The following is an 18690-nucleotide window of genomic DNA, read 5'->3' on the forward strand; positions in this document are numbered from 1 at the left end:
CGCGAGGACAGCGATTTCCCTCGTGGCGGAGCCACTTGGGAAATCGATCCCGCAGCGAGGGAACCGCTGAGGTTCCGCCGCCCCGGTGCCACGCAAAACGAGCGAGGAAGCACCCATGTAGAAAAGGCGCATGGGGACCACTCGTACGGCCGCGCTGCGCTTCCACTCCGACGCCGTGCGCGCGGAGACGCACGTCAACCTGTCCGCGGTCCGGGCCGACGGCCACCACCTGTGGGTCGGCGGCGACGAGAGCGCCACGGTGGAGCGCTTCACCCGCACCGACGCACCGCGCCCCGAGTACGCCGAGCACGTCTCGTTCGACCTCACCGAGGTGCTGGACCTGCCCGGCGGCGCCGACGAGGAGATCGACGTGGAGGGCCTGGCCCGCCGCGGCCCCTACCTGTGGGTCGTCGGTTCGCATAGCGCGAAGCGCAAGAAGCCGAAGGCCCACCACTCGGACGCGAAGGCCGCCAAGCGCCTCGCCACCGTCGTGCCGGAACCGGCCCGCCGCGTGCTGGCGCGGGTCGCGCTCTCCGACGGCGTCCCGGTGCGCCGCACCCGCGACGGGGCGCGCAGCGCGGCGCTCGGCGAACCGGGCCTGCGCGAGCTGCTGGCCGACGACCCGCACCTGGCGCCGTTCCTGCCGATCCCCGGCAAGGACAACGGTTTCGACGTCGAGGGCATCGCGGTGCACGGCGAGCCCGGCGCGGAGCGGGTGCTGCTGGGCCTGCGCGGCCCGGTGCTGCGCGGCTGGGCGGTGGTGCTGCGGCTGGCGCCCCGCGAGGAGGACGGCGAGCTGGTGCTGCGCAAGGTCGACGGGCACCGGCGCTACGCCAAGCACTTCCTGGACCTCGACGGCCTCGGCGTCCGCGACCTGTGCCCGCACGGCGACGACCTGCTGGTGCTCGCCGGGCCGTCGATGGCGCTGTCCGGCCCGGTGCGGCTGTACCGCTGGCCCGGTGCCGCCCGCGCCGACCTGCCGGAGGTCGTGCGCCGCGACGAACTGGTCCGGGTGGCCGACCTGCCGCACGGCGAAGGCCGCGACCACGCCGAGGGCATCACCGTGCTGCCCGGCGGCGACCTCCTCGTCGTCCACGACAGCCCCGCCCCGGCGCGCCTGCCCGAACCCGGCACGGTCCTCGCCGACGTCCTCGCCCCGGACTGACCGGACGGCTCAGCGCGTGTTGTGGATCCGGGTTGGCGGGCAGAACCAGTCAGGAACTCGTTGCCCATGCGGAAAGCATGATCACCCTCGTCGTGATCCACCTCATTGCCAAGCTCCTCATCGGCCGAAGCATCTGATAGGCGTTACCCCGCACCCCTGACAACACAGATCGACAACACCCGATGAGCGGTCGTGCCGAATCGATCCCCTGCGATATGCGGTCTCGCTACGCGATTGCGGAAGCCGCGAACACCCCTGCCCGATTCGCCTACACTCCATGGTCATCCGCAGATGGAGCTCGCGGTGTCCGGGGGAGGCGAAGGTGATGAGCTATTCCAGTGATTACCGCCCGAGAGGTTGCGGGGCCACGGACACTCCGAACGCAGCTGCCTCCGTTCCGTCTCAGGGCTCCCACATCCCCGCCACGCCGAACAGCGCCCCTGCGGCAGCGGTCCAGCAGATCATCTCTTCGGCCGACCCGGTATCCGGTCTGCTCACCGGAGTCATCTGCCAGTTCCTCACCGGCGTCGGTAAGCAAGCGCAGGACCACCTCGGGGAACGTCTCTGGGCGGTGATCGAGAAAAAGCTCGATCCCGCTGAAGTCGAACAGGCTACCGCCGACATCGGACAGGACGGCTGGACGCGAAGCCTGCACGCACGCATCGAGACGTTGCTCGCTCAGGACCCCGCGCTCGCGCACGCGGTCCAGCGAATGATGTTCGGCAACGGCGGTTTCGATGAAGCGCTTTGGCAGCTTCCCGCGGCCGACCCGAACTTCAGCAATCGTGAACAGGAGATGCGCAAGATCCGCCAAGCATTCCGCCCGCCGACTCTGCTGGGGAATGCACTCGCAGGCCCTCGTGAGTGGCTGCGCGCGAGCACACCGGCCGCGGGGGTCGTCGTCGGCATCACCGGGCCGCGCATGTCCGGCAAGACCGAACTCGCCGTCCACGCCGCCCAACAGGTCGCCGCTCACTACCCTGACGGCTGCTTCGTCGTCGATCTGGGCCGATCACAAGGCTCCGCCGATGGCGTCACGGACGGACTGGTCGATCTGCTGCGCGGGCAAGGAGTCGCGCTGCGCGACATACCCGAGACCCGCGAGCTCGCGCTCAGGCTGTACAGATCGTGGTTCCACCGGAAACGCGTGCTCGTCGTGATCGAGAACGCCTGCAGCCTCGAAGAAGCTCGCCCTTTCCTCCCGCCGGAGCGCCAGTGCGGCGCCATCGTGACCGGGCCGGATGGTGCGATCGCGTTACCCGAGCAGTACCTGTGCGCGCTCCCCGGCTTCACCAGGAAGGCGGCGCGCAAGATGCTCTGCGATCTCGACCCGCGACCAGGACGTTGGAGCATGGAACTCCGCGGCGAGGCGGGAATGGCCACCCGCAGAGTGCTGGACTGGTGCGGTCGCGAACCTGCTGTCATCGCACACGTCGCGAGCGCCAGTCGGGGCAGCCTGTCCGCCCGCACCAGCACGGAGATCGCCGACGCGCTGTGGGCCTCCGGCGACGCGACCTCCACCGCACTGCTCACCGCCCCGTCGAGATTCGTCCTCTCCTTGCACCACCAGTACGAGCACATCGCCGAGAACATGCCCGAAACCGCAAGATTGTTCCGGTTGCTGGGTCTGCTGTCGATGCCCCACATCGACGAGAGCGTTGCTGCCAGCATGATGAAGGTGGGCAAGCACAACATCCGCCGGTCTCTCAGCGAGCTCGCCGACGCCGGCCTCCTGCGCGCAACCGAAGGGGCCTACCACCTGCCGCCCTACCTCCAGCGCTTCGGCGAAAACCTCGCCAGAGAGCACGACACCCCGAAAACACAACGTGCGGCGCTCACCAACGCCTTCCGCCACCTACTCGAACGCGACGAGCGGTGGAGTACGGCCGAAGCGATCAGTGCCCACAACCTGATCACCGCGGACGCTCGGGAACGAGCGAACCGGATCGCGGTCGTGTGCAGGGCGTTCGCCGAGGGGATGTTCGAATGGTGCGCGCGATTGGCCATTCGCTGCGCCGAGTTCGTCGAATCCCGCGGGTACCTGCGGGCATGGGCCACCATAGCCGACCTCGGCGCCCGGGCTGCGAGTCGCCTGCCACCGGGAGGCACGCGTTCGGAACTGTTGGCCAGGAGCCGGCTCAACCTCGCAGCGGCAACCGACGCCCAAGGTGGCACCGGCGAAGCGATCGGTTCCCGGGAGTCCGCGCTGCGCAGCATCCGCGCACTCGCACGAATCGGCCTGCTCCACTTGGACGAAGGTGACGCGGTCAAAGCCGAACTACCTAGCGCGGTGTGCACCGAACTGATCACAGCAGACGGCCGACGCCAGTGGCGCGACCACGTCGGTGCAGCCACCGAGCAGCTTCGCGCGGAAGTCCTCGGAGTCGTCGAAGACCTCGCGGGCAGGCTACGAAGCTGAACCGCAGATCGGCGGATCCGATCCAGCCCCGGAGCGAGCTCAGAACCAGGCTTCGGCGAGGAGCTTCAGGGAGCGGAGGCGGTCGGCGGGGTCGTGGCAGTAGGTGACGGTGATCAGCTCGTCGGCGCCGGTGCGGGTCACCAGCTCCTCCAGCCGGCGCACCGCGGTCTCCGGGGAGCCGACGGCGTTGATGCCGAGCATCGCGTCGGCGAAGTGGCGTTCCCGAGCGTCGACCGCGTCGGGGTCCACCGGTGCTTCGAGGGCGCGCCGGTTTCCGCTGCGCACGTTGACGAACATGCGCTGCACCGTCGTCCACAGCCGCGCCGCCTCCTCGTCGGAAGGAGCGACCAGGACGTTCACGCCGATCATCAGGTGCGGCTCGGTGAGCTGCGCGGTCGGTGCCTCGGTGGAGAACGCGGAGCGGTACACCTCGACGATCTCGTCCAGGTCGGCGGGCGCGAAGTGCGAGGCCACCGCGAACGGCAGGCCCAGCTGCCCCGCGATGGACGCTCCGTTCACCGTGGACCCCAGCACCCACAGCGGGACGTGCGTCCCGGTCGCCGGCCCCGCGGTGACCGGTGCGCTGTGCCCGCGGCCTTCGTCGCCGAACCAGCCGGTGAGGTCGTAGATCGAGTTCGCGAAGCTCTGCGCGTCCGCCCCGGAGCGGCTCAGCAGCTGGGCGGTGAGCTGGTCGGTGCCGGGCGCGCGGCCCAGCCCGAGGTCGATCCGCCCGGGGTGCAACTGGGCCAGGGTGCCGAACGACTCCGCCACCTGCAGCGGCGCGTGGTTGGGCAGCATGATGCCGCCGGAGCCGACGCGGATCCGCTCGGTGCGGTCGGCGGCCTGCGCGATGAGCAGCGCGGTCGCGGTGGCGCCGAGGTACGGGGTGTTGTGGTGCTCGGCGTACCACACCCGCGAGTAGCCGAGCTCGTCGGCGAGTTCGGCGGCCGCCATCGAGGAGGCGATCGCGTCGGCGATGGTGGAGCCCTCGCTGACGGAGACGAGGTCGAGGACGTCGAGCGGAACGTGCGGTGCGGTCACGAAGCCCCTCCGGGCGGGTCGGTTTCCAGGAATTCCTCGGCGATGGCCCGGTTGTAGCGGCTGACCATCTCGGACAGCAGCCGCAGGTCCTGCTCGCTCCAGCCGGAGAGCAGGGCCGCGGTGCGTTCGCGGCGGCGTTCGCACACCGCGCGCACCGCCGCCGCACCGGAGCCGGTGATCGCCAGGACGCTGCGGCGGCGGTCGGCGCCGTCGGGGCTGCGGGTGAGGTGCCCGGCGCGTTCCGCGGCGAGCACCTGCCTGCCGGTCGTGGACGGGTCGAGGCCGAGCGCGGCGGCGAGCCCGCCGATGTCGGACGGGCCGCGCGCGATCAGGGTGCGCAGCAGCAGGTACCCGGCGCGGTCCACCTCCTGGTGGAGTTCGCCGCGGCGGCACAGCATCTCCAAGTTGCGCATCAGCACCGCGGTCTGGAACTCGACGGTGTCGATCGCGTCGCAGGTGGTGCCGTCCGGTTCGCTCGGTGGGCCCGGCTCGGGGAGCTCGGTGCCGGCCGCGGCGCGGGGGTGCTGCGCGTCGGTCACGGTCTCGTCCCTCCTCGGCGTTCCGGCAATACCGGTACGATACCGATATCGGACCGAGGGGTGCCGGGCAGGGCCGTTCGGGAGCCCCGGGCCTCAGCCGATCACCGCGCGGTGGCCGCCGAACCGGGCGCCGAGCGCAGGTCCGCGCCGATCGCCCCGGTCGTCTCCAGCAGCGGCGGCAGCAGGTTCTCCCGCGCCTGTTCGGCCGTGGTGCGGCTGGCGTGCGAGGAGATGTTCGCCGCCGCCACCACCCGGTCCGCGCGGTCCCGGATCGGCGCGGCGATCGACCGCAGCCCCGCCTCCAGCTCCTGGTCCACCAGCGACCAGCCCTGCTCGCGGATCCGCGCCAGCTCGGCGCGCAGCTCCGCGGCGCTGCCCACGGTGTGCGGGCCCAGCGGGTCCAGCCGCACCCGCGCGAGGAAGTCGTCCAGCCGCTCGTCCGGCAGGTTCGCCAGCAGCACCCGGCCCATCGAGGTCGCGTACGCGGGGAACCGGGTGCCGATGTTGATCGACACGGTCATGATGCGGCTGGTGGGCACCCGGGCGACGTAGACGATGTCGTCGCCGTCGAGCACCGACACCGACGCCGACTCGTGCACCCGCGACACCAGGCGTTCCAGGTGCGGCTGAGCGATCTCCGGCAGCGACACGCTGGACAGGTAGGCGAAGCCGAGCTCCAGCACCCGCGGCGTCAGCGCGAACCGCCTGCCGTCCGTCCACACGTAGCCCAGCTGCACCAGGGTGTGCAGGAACCGGCGGGCGGCGGCGCGGGACAGATCGGTGGCCCGCGCGACGTCGCTGAGCGTCATCTCCGGCCGCGTCTCGTCGAACGCGCGGATCACCGCGAGGCCGCGCGCCAGCGACTGCACGTACCCGCCGGATTCCGAAGCCGGTTCCATCGCTCTCCTCGCTCGTCCGGAGCGGCCCTCGCCCCCGGGCACCTACCGTTCCACACGCGACACCCGGGCCGCCCGCGGCACCCGTCAGCCGTCCTCGGCGGCGAGCACGTCCCGGGCGAGGGCGAAGGCGCGGTTCGCCTTCGGCACCCCGGCGTAGATCGCGACGTGCATCAGCACCTCGCGGATCTCCTCGGGGCTGACGCCGTTGCGGCGGGCGGCGCGCACGTGCATCGCGAACTCCTCCTCGCAGCCGGTCGCGGCGAGGATCGCCAGCGTCAGGCAGCTGCGGGTCGGGCGCGGCACCCCGTCCCCGGTCCACAGCTCGCCCCACGCGTAGCGGGTGATGAAGTCCTGGAATCCGGCGGTGAACTCGGTCGTCGCCGCGACGGCGCGGTCCACGTGCGCGTCGCCGAGCACCTCGCGGCGCACCGCCATGCCCTCGGCGTGCCGGGTCGTGTCGTCGGTCATCGCGCGCTCCTCGTGAAGTGGTCCAGCAGCAGGGCGTTCACCGCGTCCGGCCGTTCCGCGACGGCCAGGTGCGAGGCGTCGTCGATGATCTCCAGGCGCGCACCGGGCACCGCGGCGGCGATGCGTTCGGCGTGCGGCGGGGGAGTGGCCGGGTCCTCGCGGCCGGCGAGCACCAGCGTCGGCGCGGTGATCCGCGGCAGGCCGTCCACCAGGTCCAGCTCGGCGATCGCCTCCGCGCAGCTCGCGTAGCCCTCGTCGTCGCAGGCGCTGAGCGCGGCGGCGAACGGCACCACCCCGTCCCCGCCGGCGAACGCGGGTGTGAACCAGCGCTCCAGGGAGCTCGCGACCATCGACGTGGTGCCCTCCCGCCGGGCCTGCGCGGCGCGGTCCCGCCACGCCTGGCGCGGGGTGAGCTCGGCGGAGGTGCAGATCAGCGCGAGCCGCCCGATCCGCTCCGGCGCGTGCTGGGCCAGCCACATGCCGGTCATGCCGCCCAGCGACACCCCCGCGAAGTGCGCGCGGGCCACGCCGAGCCGGTCCAGCAGCTCCAGCACGTCCGTGCCGAGCTCGCCGAGCCGGTACGGGCCGGGTGGTGCGGCGGTGCCGCCGTGCCCGCGCTGGTCGTAACGCAGCACCCGGAAGTGCTCGGCGAGCACCGGCAGCTGCCCGTCCCAGAGCCCCAGGGCGGTGCCCAGCGAATTGGACAGCACCAGCACCTCGGCACCGTCCGGTCCGGTCAGGTCGTGGTGCGGGATCATCGGTTCCCTCCGAGGTCGTGCCGGGCCAGGGCGCGGTCCACGAACGCCCCGGCCGATCCGAGGTGGTCGGCGGGCTCGGTCGCCGCGACGACCTCCGGTTCGGACAGCACCGCCCGCACCCGCTCGTCGGCGAGCAGCGCGGAGCGCAACGTGCCGCCGCGCTCGACGATCCGCCCGCACAGCTCGGCGACCAGCTGCCGCGCCTCGGTGCCGCCCAGCGCGCCGCGCAGCGCGGCGGACGCGCTCTCGGCCATCACCAGCCCGGCGGTGAGCTCCACGTTCGCCGCCATCCGATCGGTGCGCACCCGCAGCCCGGCCAGCAGCCGCTCCGCGCCGGAGGAGGCGGCGGCGACCAGGCGCAGCAGTTCGGTCAGCGGTTCCCATTCGGCCTGCCAGGTCCCGGCGGCGCGCTCGTGCGGCTGCGGCATCGCCGCCAGCAGCGTCGCCACCAGGCCGGGCACCCGGTGCGCGGCAGCGGTGATCAGCACCGAACCCGCCGGGTTCTGCTTGTGCGGCATCGCCGAGGAACCGCCGGAGCTGCCCTCGGCGAGCTCGCCGACCTCGGTCTGCGCGTGCAGCTCCACGTCCAGCGCGATCTTGCCGAGCGCGCCCGCCACCGCGCCCAGCGCGCCCGCGAGTTCGGCGACGCGGGTGCGGTCGGTGTGCCACGGCAGCACCGGTTCGGCCAGGCCCAGCTCGGCGGCGAGGTGCCCGAGCACGGCCGTGCCCCGGTCGCCGAGCGATCCGAGCGTTCCGGCGGGGCCGCCCAGCTGCACCGCGAGCCGCTCGGCGACCACCCGGTCCAGCGCGTCCGCGGACTCGTCCAGCGCGGTCAGCCAGCTCGCGCAGCGGCGGCCGAACGTCGTCGGCAGCGCCTGCTGCAGCAGCGAGCGCCCGATCATGAGCGTCCCGCGGTGCTCCCGCGCCAGCTCGGCGCACCGGTCGGCGGCGCCGCGCAGGTCGGCGAGCACCCCGCGCAGCGCGCGGCGGGCCACCAGCATCGCGGCCGTGTCCAGCACGTCCTGGCTGGTGGCGCCCACGTGCACGTGCGGGCGGTCCGCGGGTTCCACCAAGGCGGTCAGGTCCGCGACCAGCGCGATCACCGGAGTCGCCGAGCCGACGGCGCGGCGCGCGATGGACTCCAGGTCGAACTCCTCGGCCCGGCAGTGCGCCGCGATCCGCGAGGCCGCGTCCGGCGGGACCACCCCGGCGCGGGCCTGCGCGCGGACCAGGGCCGCCTCGAAATCGAGCATCGCCTGCGCCCACGCCGCCGTGCCGGTGCGCCGTTCGGCCTCCGGCGTGCTGAACATCGGGGTGAACATCGCGGCCTCAGAGCTCGAAGAAGACGGTCTCGCCGTCGCCCTGGAGGCGGACGTCGAAGCGCAGCCCGTCCCGTTCGGCGACCGCGACCAGCGTGCCCCGGCGTTCCTCCTCCACGGTGGACAGCACGGGGTCGGTGGCGTTCGCGGCGGCCTCGTCCGGGAAGTACACCCGGGTCACCAGCCGCTGCAGCATGCCGCGCGCCAGCACCGTCACGTCCAGGTGCGGTGCTTCGGTGCGCCCGTCGGGCGTCGGCAGCGGGCCGGGTTTGACCGTGCGGAACCAGAAATCGCCCCGCGGATCGGTGCCGCAACGCCCGAATCCCTGGAACGAGCCCGCCGCGCCGCGCGGATCGGCGTGGTGGGCGAACCGGCCCCGCTCGTCGGCCTGCCAGATCTCCAGCACCGCGTCCGGCACCGGCTCGCCCGCGCCGTCGAACACGGTCCCGCGCAACAGGATCGCGCCGGGCGCGCCGGGCGCGACGACCTCGGGGCCGTCCGGCCACAGCAACCCGTCCGGCAGCGCGTAGAACGGTCCGACCGTCTGCGACGGCGTGGTGAGCTCACCCTGCTCCGGCATCAGTCGTCGTCCTCCTCGTCGTCCTCGAACGGGGTGGCGTGCGCGCCGCGCAGCACGATGTCGAACTTGTAGCTCAGCGCCCACTCCGGCACGGTGCTCGCCAGGTCGAACCGGCTGATCATGCGTTCCCGCGCCGCCGGGTCGCGCACCGAGTTGAAGATCGGGTCCTGGCCGAACAGCGGATCGCCCGGGAAGTACATCTGGGTGATCAACCGCTGGGTGAACGCCTGCCCGAACAGCGAGAAGTGCAGGTGCGCCGGCCGCCACGCGTTGTCGTGGTTGCGCCACGGGTAGGCGCCCGGCTTGATCGTCACGAACCGGTAGTGGCCGTCCGCGTCCGTCATCGCCCGCCCCACGCCGGTGAAGTTCGGGTCCAGCGGTGCCGGGTGCCGGTCGCCGGAGTGCAGGTAGCGGCCCGCCGAGTTCGCCTGCCACAGCTCCAGCAGCGTGTGCGGCACCGGTTTCCCGCCGGAGTCGAGGACCCGGCCGCTGACGACGATCCGCTCGCCCAGCGGTTCGCCCGCGTGCCCGGCGGTCAGGTCGTGGTCGTGCTCACCCACCCGGTCGTGGCCCAGCAGCGGGCCGGTGACCTCGGTGAGGTACTGCGGCAGCAGCCGCAGCGGCTGCTTCGGGTACCGCAGCGCCGAGGAGCGGTACTCGGCGCTGTCCAGCGGCGGGTGCGAGGCGGTGTCGGGCGGGTAGTGCGGCAGCAGCATGCTCATCGTCGGCTCCTCCTTCACGCCTGCAGGACCACGGCCAGGCCCTGCCCGACCCCGATGCAGATCGCCGCCAGCCCCCAGCCGCCACCCGCGGCCCGCAGCTGGTGCGCCAGGGTTCCCAGGATGCGCGCGCCCGACGCGCCCAGCGGGTGGCCGAGGGCGATGGCGCCGCCCCGCACGTTCACGATCTCCGGGTCCAGGTCCGGCCATTCGGCGAGGCAGGCCAGCGATTGCGCGGCGAACGCCTCGTTGAGCTCCACCGCGGTCAGGTCGCCCCAGCCGATGCCCGCGCGGCGCAGCGCGGTCTCCGCCGCCGCGACCGGCCCGATGCCGAAGACGTCCGGATCCACCCCGGCGACGCCGCGCCCGGCGATCCGGGCCAGCGGGGTGACGCCCAGGTCGGCGGCGACCGCTTCGGAGCCGATGAGCAGCGCGGCGGCGCCGTCGTTGAGCGGGGAGGAGTTGCCCGCGGTGACGGTGCCGCCCTCGCGGAACGCGGGCTTGAGCTTCGCGAGCTTCGCCACCGAGCTGTCCGCCCGCACGCCCTCGTCCGCGGTCAGCTCGGTGCCCGGCACGGTGACCACTTCGCGGTCGAACGCCCCGGCCTCCCACGCGGCGGCGGCGCGGCGGTGGCTGCGCACCGCGAACTCGTCCTGGGCCTCGCGGCCGATGCCGTAGCGGTCGGCGAGCAGTTCGGCGGAGTCGCCGAGCCCGATGGTCCAGCGCTCCGGCATCTCCGGGTTCGTCATCCGCCAGCCGAGCGTGGTCGAGTGCAGCGTCTCGTGCCCGCGCGGGAAACCGCCCTCGGGCTTCTGCAGAACCCACGGCGCGCGGCTCATCGATTCGACGCCGCCGGCGATGGTGAGCTCGTGGTCGCCGGTCTCCACGGCACGGCTGGCGCCGATGGCGGCTTCCAGCCCGGACCCGCACAGCCGGTTGACGGTGGCGCCCGCGACGCCGGTCGGCAGCCCCGCGAGCAGCGCCGCCATCCGCGCCACGTTGCGGTTGTCCTCCCCGGCGCCGTTGGCGTCGCCGAACGCGACGTCCTCGATGCGCGCCGGATCCAGCCCGGGGGAGCGGTCCACGAGGGTGCGCACCACGTGCGCGGCCAGGTCGTCCGGGCGCACCTCGGCGAGGCCCTTGCCGTAGCGGCCGAAGGGCGTGCGCACCGCGTCGAGGATGTGAGCGCCGTTGCTCATGCTTCTGCTCCGATCGTGGCCTTGAGTTCCCGCAGCACCCGCAGTTCGGTGCCGGTCGGGGGTGCCTGCACGGTGGGCGGGTCGGCGACTGCGAGGTCCCAGCCGGTGGCGGCCCGCACCTGCTCGACGGACACGCCGGGGCTGAGCCGGGTGAGGGTGAGCTCGCAGGTCCGCGGATCGGGTTCGAGCACGCCCAGGTCGGTGATCACCTTCACCGGTCCGCGCCCGCGCAGCCCCAGCCGCTCCCGGTCGCCCGGGCCGCGGCCGTAGCCGACGGAGCTGATGAAGTCGACGGTCTCCACGAAGCTGCGGGTGCTCTGGCGCATCACCACCAGCACCTCCTTGCAGGAGGCGGCGATCTCCGGGGCACCGCCCGCGCCGGGCAGCCGCACCTTCGGGTCCGCGTAGTCGTCCCCGATCACGGTCGAGTTGATGTTGCCGAACCGGTCGATCTGCGCGCCGCCGAGGAACCCGAAGTCGATGCGGCCCGGCTGCAACCAGTAGTTGAAGATCTCCGGCACGCTCACCACCGAGTCGGCCGTGTCGGCGAGCACCCCGTCGCCGATGGACAGCGGCAGCCGGTCCGGTTTCGCGCCGAGCGTGCCCGATTCGTAGATCAGCACCAGGTCGGGGGCGTGCGTGCGGCGGGCTAGGTTCGCGGCGGTGCTGGGCAGCCCGATGCCGACGAAGCAGGCGGCACCGTCGGTCAGCGAGCGCGCGGCCGCGACGCTCATCATCTCGTCGGCGGTGAACGTCATCGCGCGCTCCTCTCGGCCAGGCCCTCGCGGTCCAGCCACGCCTCGAATTCGGCGCGGTCGCGGGAGATCGCGTCCCAGCGCCGGTAGTGGTCGTTGTCCCGCTCCGAGTAGCCCTGCGCGTAGGAGGGGTGGGCGCCGCCGGGGACCTCGGCGACGGCGGTGACGGCCCACTTCGGCAGCACCACGGCGCCGGGCCGCGGGGTGAGCTCGTCGACGACCTCCTCGACGGTCACCAGGGAGCGCTTCGCGGCGAGCACGGTCTCCTTCTGCACGCCGGTGATGCCCCACAGCTGCACGTTGCCCTGCCGGTCGGCCTGCTGCGCGTGCACGATGCCGACGTCCGGGTTCAGCGCGGGCACCGCGGCCAGCTCCTCGCCGGTGAACGGGCAGGTGACGGTCTTGATGGAGTCGGTGTGCGCGGGCAGGTCGGTGCCGGTGTAGCCGCGCAGGATCGCGAACGGCAGTCCGGAGGCGCCCGCGGCGTAGCGGTTGGCCATGCCCGCGTGGCTGTGCTCCTCGATCTCCAGCGGCACCGGCCAGGAGTGCTGCACGGCGTCCCGGAACCGGTGCAGCGAACCGACTCCGGGGTTGCCGCCCCAGGAGAACACCAGCTTGCGCGCGCACCCGGCGCCGATGAGCTGGTCGTAGACGATGTCCGGCGTCATCCGGCACAGCACCAGGTCGCGCTTGCGCTGCCGGATGATCTCGTGCCCGGCGGCGACCGGGATGAGGTGGGTGAAGCCTTCGAGTGCGATCACGTCGCCGTCGGCGACCAACTCGTCGATCGCCTCGTCCAAGGCGAGGATGCGTGCCACCGATCCGCTCCGATCGTGCGCATAGTGAACATGTGTTCTTTGCGCGAACACTAGTGCCGCCGCGGCGACGCGGTCAAGCACCGCCCGGCGCAGTGCTGAACGGACCGTTCGACCAACGAGATGAGGCGAACGGTCCGTTCACTCCCCGGCCCGGCGGCCGGAGCGGTGCGATCGACCCGGGTGAGCGGGGCCGGGGGGGGGGCCGGGGGGGGGGGCCGGGGGGGGGGGCCCCCCCCCCGGGGGGGGGGGGGGGGGGGGGGGGGGGGGGGGCCCGGGGGCCGCCCGGGTGGCGGCGAGGATGCGCCGGGCCGGGGCCGGTTCGCCGCGCAGCGGAATCCGCACCACCGGCCAGTCGTCGTGCAACCGCGCCAGCCGCGGCACCAGGATGATGCCGAAGCCGTGCGCGACCAGCGCCGTCCCGGTGTCCCACTCGTCGGCGTGGTGCGCGATGTTCGGGCTGAACCCGGCCGCCATGCACGCGGCGCGCATCAGGTCGTGGTAGGTGCCGCCGGGGTGCCCGATGATCCACTGCTCGTCGGCGGCTTCGGTGAGCGTCGCGGACTTCCGCCCGGCGAGCCGGTGATCGCTCGGCACCACCAGGTCCAGCGGGTCGTCCAGCAGCGGGTGCTGCTCGAAGCGCGCGTCCCCCAGCGGCGGGGTGTCCGCGGTGTTGATGACCAGAGCGACGTCCGCGTCCCCCGCCAGCAGCAGGTCGAAGCAGCGGTCCGGTTCGGCCTCGACCAGCCGCACGCGCACCCGCGGGAAGCGCTCCCGGAGCATCGCGGCGGCGGCGGGCAGCAGGTGGGTCGCGGCGGTGGAGAACCCGCACAGGGTGAACGGGCCCGCCGGTTCTCCGGCCAGCGCGGCGAGTTCGGCGCGGGCGTGCTCGGCCTGCACCTGCAGCAGTTCCGCGTGGTGCAGCACGGTCCGGGCCGCGGGGGTGAGCCGGATGCCGCGGCCGGACTGGGCGAGCAGCTCGACGCCGAGCTCCTCGGCGAGCTGGCGCAGCTGGTAGGAGACCGTCGACGGGGTGTAGTGCAGCGCCGCTGCGGCGGCGGTGACGGTGCCGTGGTGCGCGACCAGCTGCAGCACCGTCAGCTTGGGATCGATCATGCGAATATTTTGCACGGTTCACCGCGAGAACGTTTGATTCACTTCGCCGGCATCGGGCGGCAACCTGTGGACGTGCTGCCCTTGAAGCCCTCGCCTCCTCCTGCGCTCCAGACCGGCTCGGGGAAGGAGTTCGTCGACCGGGTGCGCGCGGTGCGCACCGGGACCTACCTGCTGGTGGTGCTCACCGCGGGCGCGTACCTGCCGAGCCCGCTCTACCCGGGCTACCAGGGGTCGTTCGGCATCAGCGACCTCGGCATGACGCTGATCTACGCGGTGTTCGCGCTGGTCAGTGCGCCGGCGCTGCTGCTGTTCGGTCCTGCGTCGGATGCGCTGGGGACGCGCGTGGTGCTGCGGACGGCGGTGCTGCTGGCCGCTGCCGGGTCGGTGTGCTTCGCGTTCGCCGCGGGCACCGGCTGGCTGCTGGCCGGTCGGGCCGCGCAGGGGCTCGCGCTGGGCGCGGTGACCCCGGCGGCGACCGCGTTGATCTGCGACGACCCGCGCTCGGCGAGCAGGCGGCGCGCCGCGGTGCTGGCGGGCACGGCGTTCCTGCTCGGCACCGCGGCCGGTCCGGTCGCCGCGGGTGCGCTGGCCCAGCACCTGCCGCTGCCGCAAGTCCTGCCGTACCTGCTGCACCTGGTGCTGCTGGGCGTCGGATGGCGCCGCCTGTCCCGGCTGCCCGCGCCCGCCGCACCGCTGCGGCGGTGGCGGCCGGAACGCCCGCGGATCCCGCGCGGGACGCGCTGGTCGTTCACCGCGGCCGCGGGCACCGGGTTCCTGGCCTGGACGGTGGCCGGGCTGTTCCTGGCGATCGTCCCGGCGCTGCTGGAACGCACGGCGCGGGCCGACCTGACCACCACCGGCTGCGTGCTCGGGGCGGTGCTGGTCTGCTCCGCGCTGACGCAACCGTTCGTCATCGGACTCGGCCCTCGGCGCGCGCAGCTCGGCGGGCTCGGCGGATTGCTGGCGAGCCTGGTGCTGCTGGCGGCGTCGGCGGGCGCCTCGCTGCCGGTGGTGCTGGCGGCGGCGGTCGTCGCGGGAGCCGGGCACGGGCTGGCCTACGGCGGGGCGACGGCCGCCGTCGAGGAGGTCGTGTCGCGGCGGGAGCGCGGGGCGATCACCGGGGCGCTGTACCTCGCGTGCTACCTCGGCGCCGGGTTCCCCGCCGTGCTCGTCGGCCTGGTGGCGCTGGAGCGCCCGCTGGGGACCGCGACGTCCTGGGTGGCGATCGCGGCGGGAGCGCTGGTCCCGGTGGTGGCGGTCGCGGTGGCGGTGGCCGGGCGGCCGACGCCGCCGGTCGAGGCGCCGCGGCCGGGTCCGCACCGGGCCGAGCACCGGCTGGACCGCGCGGGACGCCCGCGGGTCAGAGGTAACCGCTGTCCGGCAGGCCCTGGTGCGGGAGGCCGAGCACGGCGATCGCGGCGTTCGCCGCGGCCGCGGCCTGCTGGTGGCCCGTCTCGCCCCAGTTGAGCAGGTCGCCCGCCTTGCCCGGGTGCACCAGCAACCGCAGGTAGGTGCGCCCGTTGTCCGGGTCCGGTTCCGGCGGGTGCACCCGGCTGATCTCGGCGACCATCCGCACCTGCGCGTACGGCGAGTGCCCGTCGTCGACGCACTGGTAGCCGAGGTAGTGCGGCTCGGCGATGTCGAGCGTGACCTCCTCGTAGGTCTCGCGCCGCAGGATGTCCACGTAGGCGGACTCGCCGGGCTCCGGTCGCCCGCCGGGCAACGAGTGCTTCGCGCCGTCCACCCTGATCAGCACGCGCCCGTCCGGGGCGAACAGGAACCCGTAGACCTGGCGGACCGGTAGGCCTCCGGGCACGGCGCGGGTGTGCCAGGTGAACTTGGCCATGGCTGGATCCCCTTCCTGCCCCGGCGTCGGGCGCCGCGCGGTCGAACCGATCACGTTACCGCGCGGCGCTCGCGGAGTCCCGCTCCGCCGCGCGGAGATCCGCATGGGCGCCCGATCCGGTTACGATCATCCACTGTGGACGATGCCCGGCTGGTGGAACGGTGGCCGCGTTCCGTTGACACCGTTCAGCCGATGCGGTCACGATGATCCCGTGCTCATCGCGACCAGCCTGACCCGCCGCCGCCACGTGGACTTCGTCCGCGTAGGTGCGCAGGGTTGTCGTCGCTGACCTGATGTCCTCGCCGCGACTCCGGCGGCATCAGTACTCCTCCCGGTGATCGACCCGGTCGCGCCCACCGCGCACCCGGTTCGCGCCGCACCGCGGCCACCGGCACCTTCCCCCGCACCCGGGGGGGGGGGGGGGCCCCCCGGGGCCCCCCCCCCGCGCCCCCCCGGCGGGGGCGCCCCCCCCGCCGCCCCCCCCCCCCCCGCGGCCGGGGGGGGGGGGGGCGCGGGGGGCCCCCCCCCCCGGCACGACCTGTCCACGGGAGACGACCGTGTCCACCGACATCCCCGCCGCGCCGCTGAAGTTCGCCTACTGGGTGCCCAACGTCAGCGGCGGCCTGGTCACCAGCACCATCGAACAGCGCACCGATTTCGGGTTCGAGTACAACAAGGAACTCGCGGTGCTCGCCGAGCGCAGCGGGTTCGAGTACGCGCTCAGCCAGGTCCGCTACGCCTCCAGCTACGGCGCCGCGCAGCAGCACGACCCGGCCGCGTTCAGCCTCGGCCTGCTGCTGGCCACCGAGCGGCTCAAGCTCATCGTCGCCGCCCACCCCGGCCTGTGGCACCCGGCGATCCTCGCGAAGTTCGGCATCACCGCCGACATCCTGTCCCAGGGCCGGTTCGCGGTGAACATCGTCAGCGGCTGGTTCAAGGAGGAGTTCACCGGCCTCGGCGAACCCTGGCTGGAGCACGACGAGCGCTACCGGCGCACCGAGGAGTTCATCCGCGTGCTGCGCGGGCTGTGGACGCAGCCGAACTTCGAGCTGGCCGGCGACTTCTACCGCATCCGCGACTTCAGCCTGCGCCCGCAACCGTTCGAGGTGCCCGGGCGCCCGCACCCGGAGATCTTCCAGGGCGGCAACTCGTCCGCGGCGCGCACCCTCGCCGGGCGGGTGTCGGACTGGTACTTCAGCAACGGCAAGGACTTCGACGGGTTCAGCGAGCAGGTCGCCGACGTCCGCGCCCAGGCCGCCGCCCACGGCCGCACCGTCCGCTTCGGCCTCAACGGCTTCCACATCGCCCGCGACACCGAGGCCGAGGCGAAGGCCGTGCTCAAGGAGATCGTGGACAAGGCCGATGTGGACGCCGTCGAAGGGTTCCGCAAGTCCGTGCAGCAGGCCGGGAAGTCCACATCGGACGGCAAGGGCATGTGGGCGGACTCCGAATTCGCCGACCTCGTCCAGTACAACGACGGCTTCCGCACCGGCCTCATCGGCACTCCGGAGCAGATCGCGCACCGCATCATCGAGTACAAGAAGCGCGGCGCGGACCTGATCCTGCTCGGATTCCTGCACTACCTCGAAGACGTCGAGCACTTCGGCACCCACGTGCTGCCCATCGTCCGCGAACTCGAAGCGGACCTCGACCGCACCGGCGACCCCATCGGCGCCACCCGGTGACCACCCGCACCACCGCAACCCGAGGAGAACCGCTGTGAGCACCACCGAACCGACCACCACCCGCTGGGAACGACGACCCGACACCCCCGAGGGCTGGCTCGAACGCGCCCGCGACGTGGCCGCGCTGCTGGCCGTCGACGCCGTCGAGCGCGACCGCGCCGGCGCCACCCCGCACGCCGAAGTCCGGCTGCTCAAGGAATCCGGCCTGGTCCGGCTGCTCGGGCCCGTCGAGCACGGCGGGGGCGGTCAGCGCTGGGACACCGCCTACCGGGTAATCCGCGAGGTCGCCAAGGGCGACGGGTCCATCGGCCAGCTGCTCGGCTACCACTACCTGTGGGCGTGGGCGGTGCGGCTGGTCGGCACCGACGCGCAGATCGACGCCGTCGAGCAGCTCTACACCGAGAACGACCTGTTCTTCGGCGGGGCGGTGAACCCGCGCGACTCCGACGTGGTCATCACCGACGAGGGCGACGAGATCGTCTACACCGGGCGGAAGTCCTTCTCCACCGGCAGCAAGGTCTCCGACCTCACCGTGCTGGAGGGCGTCCTCGACGGCACCGACGACCACATCTTCGCCATCGTGCCCTCCGACCAGGAGGCCATCGTCTACGGCGACGACTGGGACAACCTCGGTCAGCGGCTCACCGAATCCGGCAGCGTCGAGATCCGCGGCGTGCGGGTGCCGTGGGAGTCGGCGGCGGGCTACGTGGACAAGCGGTTCCAGCCGCTGGTCTACAACACGCTGAACACGCCCACCATCCAGCTGGTGTTCACCAACTTCTACCTCGGCATCGCGCAGGGCGCCCTGGACGCCGCGACCGCCTACACCCGGGAGAAGACCCGGCCGTGGCCCTACGGCGGGGACGACAAGGACAGCGCCACCGAGGAGTTCTACGTCCTCGACACCTACGGCGATCTGCAGGCGAAGCTGTGGGCCGCGGAGGCGCTCGTGGACCGCGCCGGGCAGCGCATCGACGGGTTGCTGCACGCCGAACGGGACTCGGTGACCGCCGCGCAGCGCGGGCAGGCCGCCGTGCTCATCGCCGCCGCCAAGGAGCGGATCGTGCAGACCGGGCTGGAGATCGCCACCCGGATCTACGAGGTGACCGGGGCGCGGGCGACCTCGAACTCCGCGGGCCTGGACATCTTCTGGCGCAACCTGCGCACCCACACGCTGCACGACCCGATCGCGTACAAGCGGGTCGAGGTGGGCCGCTACGCGCTGCTCGGCGAGATCCCGGAACCGACCTGGTACACGTGATCCGGTGCGGGGGGGGGGGGCCCCCCCCCCCCCCCCCCGGCCGCCCCGCCCCCCCCCCCCCCCCCCCCCCCCCGCAGGCCCCACCCAGGACCCCCAGCCCCCCCCG

The 18690-nt window shown here is 73.2% G+C and carries 18 protein-coding genes; 5 read left to right on the forward strand and 13 right to left on the reverse strand.

Translation table 11 applies throughout. The features are described from left to right. Positions 1 to 130: 130 nt before the first annotated feature. Together LCD31_RS14340 and LCD31_RS14345 are read left to right on the forward strand one after the other, a co-directional pair. Positions 131 to 1165 (forward strand): DUF3616 domain-containing protein, encoded by a 1035-nt coding sequence (locus LCD31_RS14340; protein WP_224958675.1) that lies wholly within the window; start codon positions 131 to 133, stop codon positions 1163 to 1165. Positions 1166 to 1490: 325 nt separating this feature from the next. Next, on the forward strand, positions 1491 to 3584 hold the full coding sequence (locus tag LCD31_RS14345) for a hypothetical protein (RefSeq protein WP_224958677.1): 2094 nt from the start codon (positions 1491 to 1493) through the stop codon (positions 3582 to 3584). A gap of 39 nt (positions 3585 to 3623) precedes the next feature. Here the strand turns inward: LCD31_RS14345 and LCD31_RS14350 are convergent, their stop codons facing one another. The 12 genes from LCD31_RS14350 to LCD31_RS14405 form a co-directional block, all read right to left on the reverse strand. Then, positions 3624 to 4625 (reverse strand): LLM class flavin-dependent oxidoreductase, encoded by a 1002-nt coding sequence (locus LCD31_RS14350; RefSeq protein WP_224958679.1) that lies wholly within the window; start codon positions 4623 to 4625, stop codon positions 3624 to 3626. Then, on the reverse strand, positions 4622 to 5164 hold the full coding sequence (locus LCD31_RS14355) for a MarR family winged helix-turn-helix transcriptional regulator (protein ID WP_224958681.1): 543 nt from the start codon (positions 5162 to 5164) through the stop codon (positions 4622 to 4624). The genes LCD31_RS14350 and LCD31_RS14355 overlap by 4 nt, the downstream gene beginning before the upstream one ends. A gap of 101 nt (positions 5165 to 5265) precedes the next feature. Beyond that, positions 5266 to 6063: an IclR family transcriptional regulator gene (locus LCD31_RS14360; protein WP_224958683.1), complete on the reverse strand. Its 798-nt coding sequence runs from the start codon at positions 6061 to 6063 to the stop codon at positions 5266 to 5268. A gap of 84 nt (positions 6064 to 6147) precedes the next feature. Then, positions 6148 to 6531, reverse strand: coding sequence for a 4-carboxymuconolactone decarboxylase (gene pcaC / locus LCD31_RS14365; RefSeq protein WP_224958685.1), 384 nt, complete (start codon positions 6529 to 6531; stop codon positions 6148 to 6150). After that, entirely contained in the window at positions 6528 to 7289 is a 762-nt protein-coding gene (gene pcaD / locus LCD31_RS14370) for a 3-oxoadipate enol-lactonase (RefSeq protein ID WP_224958687.1), read from the reverse strand. Before pcaD ends, pcaC begins: the two co-directional genes overlap by 4 nt. Then, positions 7286 to 8599 carry a 3-carboxy-cis,cis-muconate cycloisomerase gene (pcaB, locus tag LCD31_RS14375; RefSeq protein WP_255615230.1) on the reverse strand — a complete coding sequence of 438 codons (1314 nt, stop codon included), beginning with the start codon at positions 8597 to 8599 and terminating at the stop codon, positions 7286 to 7288. The genes pcaD and pcaB overlap by 4 nt, the downstream gene beginning before the upstream one ends. Positions 8600 to 8618: 19 nt before the next feature. Then, positions 8619 to 9188 carry a protocatechuate 3,4-dioxygenase subunit alpha gene (gene pcaG, locus LCD31_RS14380; protein WP_224958691.1) on the reverse strand — a complete coding sequence of 190 codons (570 nt, stop codon included), beginning with the start codon at positions 9186 to 9188 and terminating at the stop codon, positions 8619 to 8621. Continuing rightward, positions 9188 to 9910 (reverse strand): protocatechuate 3,4-dioxygenase subunit beta, encoded by a 723-nt coding sequence (gene pcaH, locus LCD31_RS14385; RefSeq protein ID WP_224958693.1) that lies wholly within the window; start codon positions 9908 to 9910, stop codon positions 9188 to 9190. Before pcaH ends, pcaG begins: the two co-directional genes overlap by 1 nt. A gap of 14 nt (positions 9911 to 9924) precedes the next feature. Beyond that, a complete protein-coding gene (locus tag LCD31_RS14390; RefSeq protein WP_224958695.1) occupies positions 9925 to 11106 on the reverse strand; it encodes a thiolase family protein in 1182 nt (393 codons plus the stop codon). After that, the gene (locus LCD31_RS14395) at positions 11103 to 11864 is read right to left on the reverse strand and encodes a CoA-transferase subunit beta (protein WP_224958697.1); all 762 of its coding nucleotides are present in this window, start codon (positions 11862 to 11864) and stop codon (positions 11103 to 11105) included. Before LCD31_RS14395 ends, LCD31_RS14390 begins: the two co-directional genes overlap by 4 nt. Further along, on the reverse strand, positions 11861 to 12679 hold the full coding sequence (locus LCD31_RS14400; protein ID WP_224958698.1) for a CoA transferase subunit A: 819 nt from the start codon (positions 12677 to 12679) through the stop codon (positions 11861 to 11863). Before LCD31_RS14400 ends, LCD31_RS14395 begins: the two co-directional genes overlap by 4 nt. A 138-nt stretch (positions 12680 to 12817) precedes the next feature. Then, positions 12818 to 13792 carry a LysR family transcriptional regulator gene (locus LCD31_RS14405; protein ID WP_224958699.1) on the reverse strand — a complete coding sequence of 325 codons (975 nt, stop codon included), beginning with the start codon at positions 13790 to 13792 and terminating at the stop codon, positions 12818 to 12820. Positions 13793 to 13864: 72 nt separating this feature from the next. Here LCD31_RS14405 and LCD31_RS14410 point away from each other — a divergent pair, with 72 nt between their 5' ends. Next, on the forward strand, positions 13865 to 15259 hold the full coding sequence (locus LCD31_RS14410) for an MFS transporter (RefSeq protein ID WP_224958700.1): 1395 nt from the start codon (positions 13865 to 13867) through the stop codon (positions 15257 to 15259). On the opposite strand, the gene LCD31_RS14415 is transcribed toward LCD31_RS14410, so the two are convergent. Then, complete coding sequence (locus tag LCD31_RS14415; protein WP_224958701.1) at positions 15153 to 15638, reverse strand: NUDIX hydrolase; 486 nt, start codon at positions 15636 to 15638, stop codon at positions 15153 to 15155. The genes LCD31_RS14410 and LCD31_RS14415 overlap by 107 nt on opposite strands. A gap of 557 nt (positions 15639 to 16195) precedes the next feature. On the opposite strand from LCD31_RS14415, the gene sfnG reads away from it, so the two are divergent. Together sfnG and LCD31_RS14425 are read left to right on the forward strand one after the other, a co-directional pair. After that, positions 16196 to 17323: a dimethylsulfone monooxygenase SfnG gene (gene sfnG, locus LCD31_RS14420; protein ID WP_224958702.1), complete on the forward strand. Its 1128-nt coding sequence runs from the start codon at positions 16196 to 16198 to the stop codon at positions 17321 to 17323. A 34-nt stretch (positions 17324 to 17357) separates the two neighbouring features. Then, a complete protein-coding gene (locus LCD31_RS14425) occupies positions 17358 to 18584 on the forward strand; it encodes an acyl-CoA dehydrogenase family protein (protein WP_224958703.1) in 1227 nt (408 codons plus the stop codon). The last annotated feature ends 106 nt before the right edge of the window (positions 18585 to 18690 follow it).

This window comes from Saccharopolyspora sp. 6M, assembly GCF_020176775.1.
GTDB classification, from domain to species: Bacteria; Actinomycetota; Actinomycetes; order Mycobacteriales; family Pseudonocardiaceae; genus Saccharopolyspora_C; species Saccharopolyspora_C gregorii.

What these genes read in the sequence shown, in the direction of transcription:
- LCD31_RS14340 (WP_224958675.1), top strand. Translation starts at nt 131, where the DNA reads ATGGGGACCACTCGTACGGCCGCGCTGCGCTTCCACTCCGACGCCGTG.
- LCD31_RS14345 (WP_224958677.1), top strand. Translation starts at nt 1,491, where the DNA reads ATGAGCTATTCCAGTGATTACCGCCCGAGAGGTTGCGGGGCCACGGAC.
- LCD31_RS14360 (WP_224958683.1), bottom strand. Translation starts at nt 6,063, where the DNA reads ATGGAACCGGCTTCGGAATCCGGCGGGTACGTGCAGTCGCTGGCGCGC.
- pcaC (WP_224958685.1), bottom strand. Translation starts at nt 6,531, where the DNA reads ATGACCGACGACACGACCCGGCACGCCGAGGGCATGGCGGTGCGCCGC.
- pcaD (WP_224958687.1), bottom strand. Translation starts at nt 7,289, where the DNA reads ATGATCCCGCACCACGACCTGACCGGACCGGACGGTGCCGAGGTGCTG.
- pcaB (WP_255615230.1), bottom strand. Translation starts at nt 8,599, where the DNA reads ATGTTCAGCACGCCGGAGGCCGAACGGCGCACCGGCACGGCGGCGTGG.
- pcaG (WP_224958691.1), bottom strand. Translation starts at nt 9,188, where the DNA reads ATGCCGGAGCAGGGTGAGCTCACCACGCCGTCGCAGACGGTCGGACCG.
- pcaH (WP_224958693.1), bottom strand. Translation starts at nt 9,910, where the DNA reads ATGAGCATGCTGCTGCCGCACTACCCGCCCGACACCGCCTCGCACCCG.
- LCD31_RS14390 (WP_224958695.1), bottom strand. Translation starts at nt 11,106, where the DNA reads ATGAGCAACGGCGCTCACATCCTCGACGCGGTGCGCACGCCCTTCGGC.
- LCD31_RS14395 (WP_224958697.1), bottom strand. Translation starts at nt 11,864, where the DNA reads ATGACGTTCACCGCCGACGAGATGATGAGCGTCGCGGCCGCGCGCTCG.
- LCD31_RS14405 (WP_224958699.1), bottom strand. Translation starts at nt 13,792, where the DNA reads ATGATCGATCCCAAGCTGACGGTGCTGCAGCTGGTCGCGCACCACGGC.
- LCD31_RS14415 (WP_224958701.1), bottom strand. Translation starts at nt 15,638, where the DNA reads ATGGCCAAGTTCACCTGGCACACCCGCGCCGTGCCCGGAGGCCTACCG.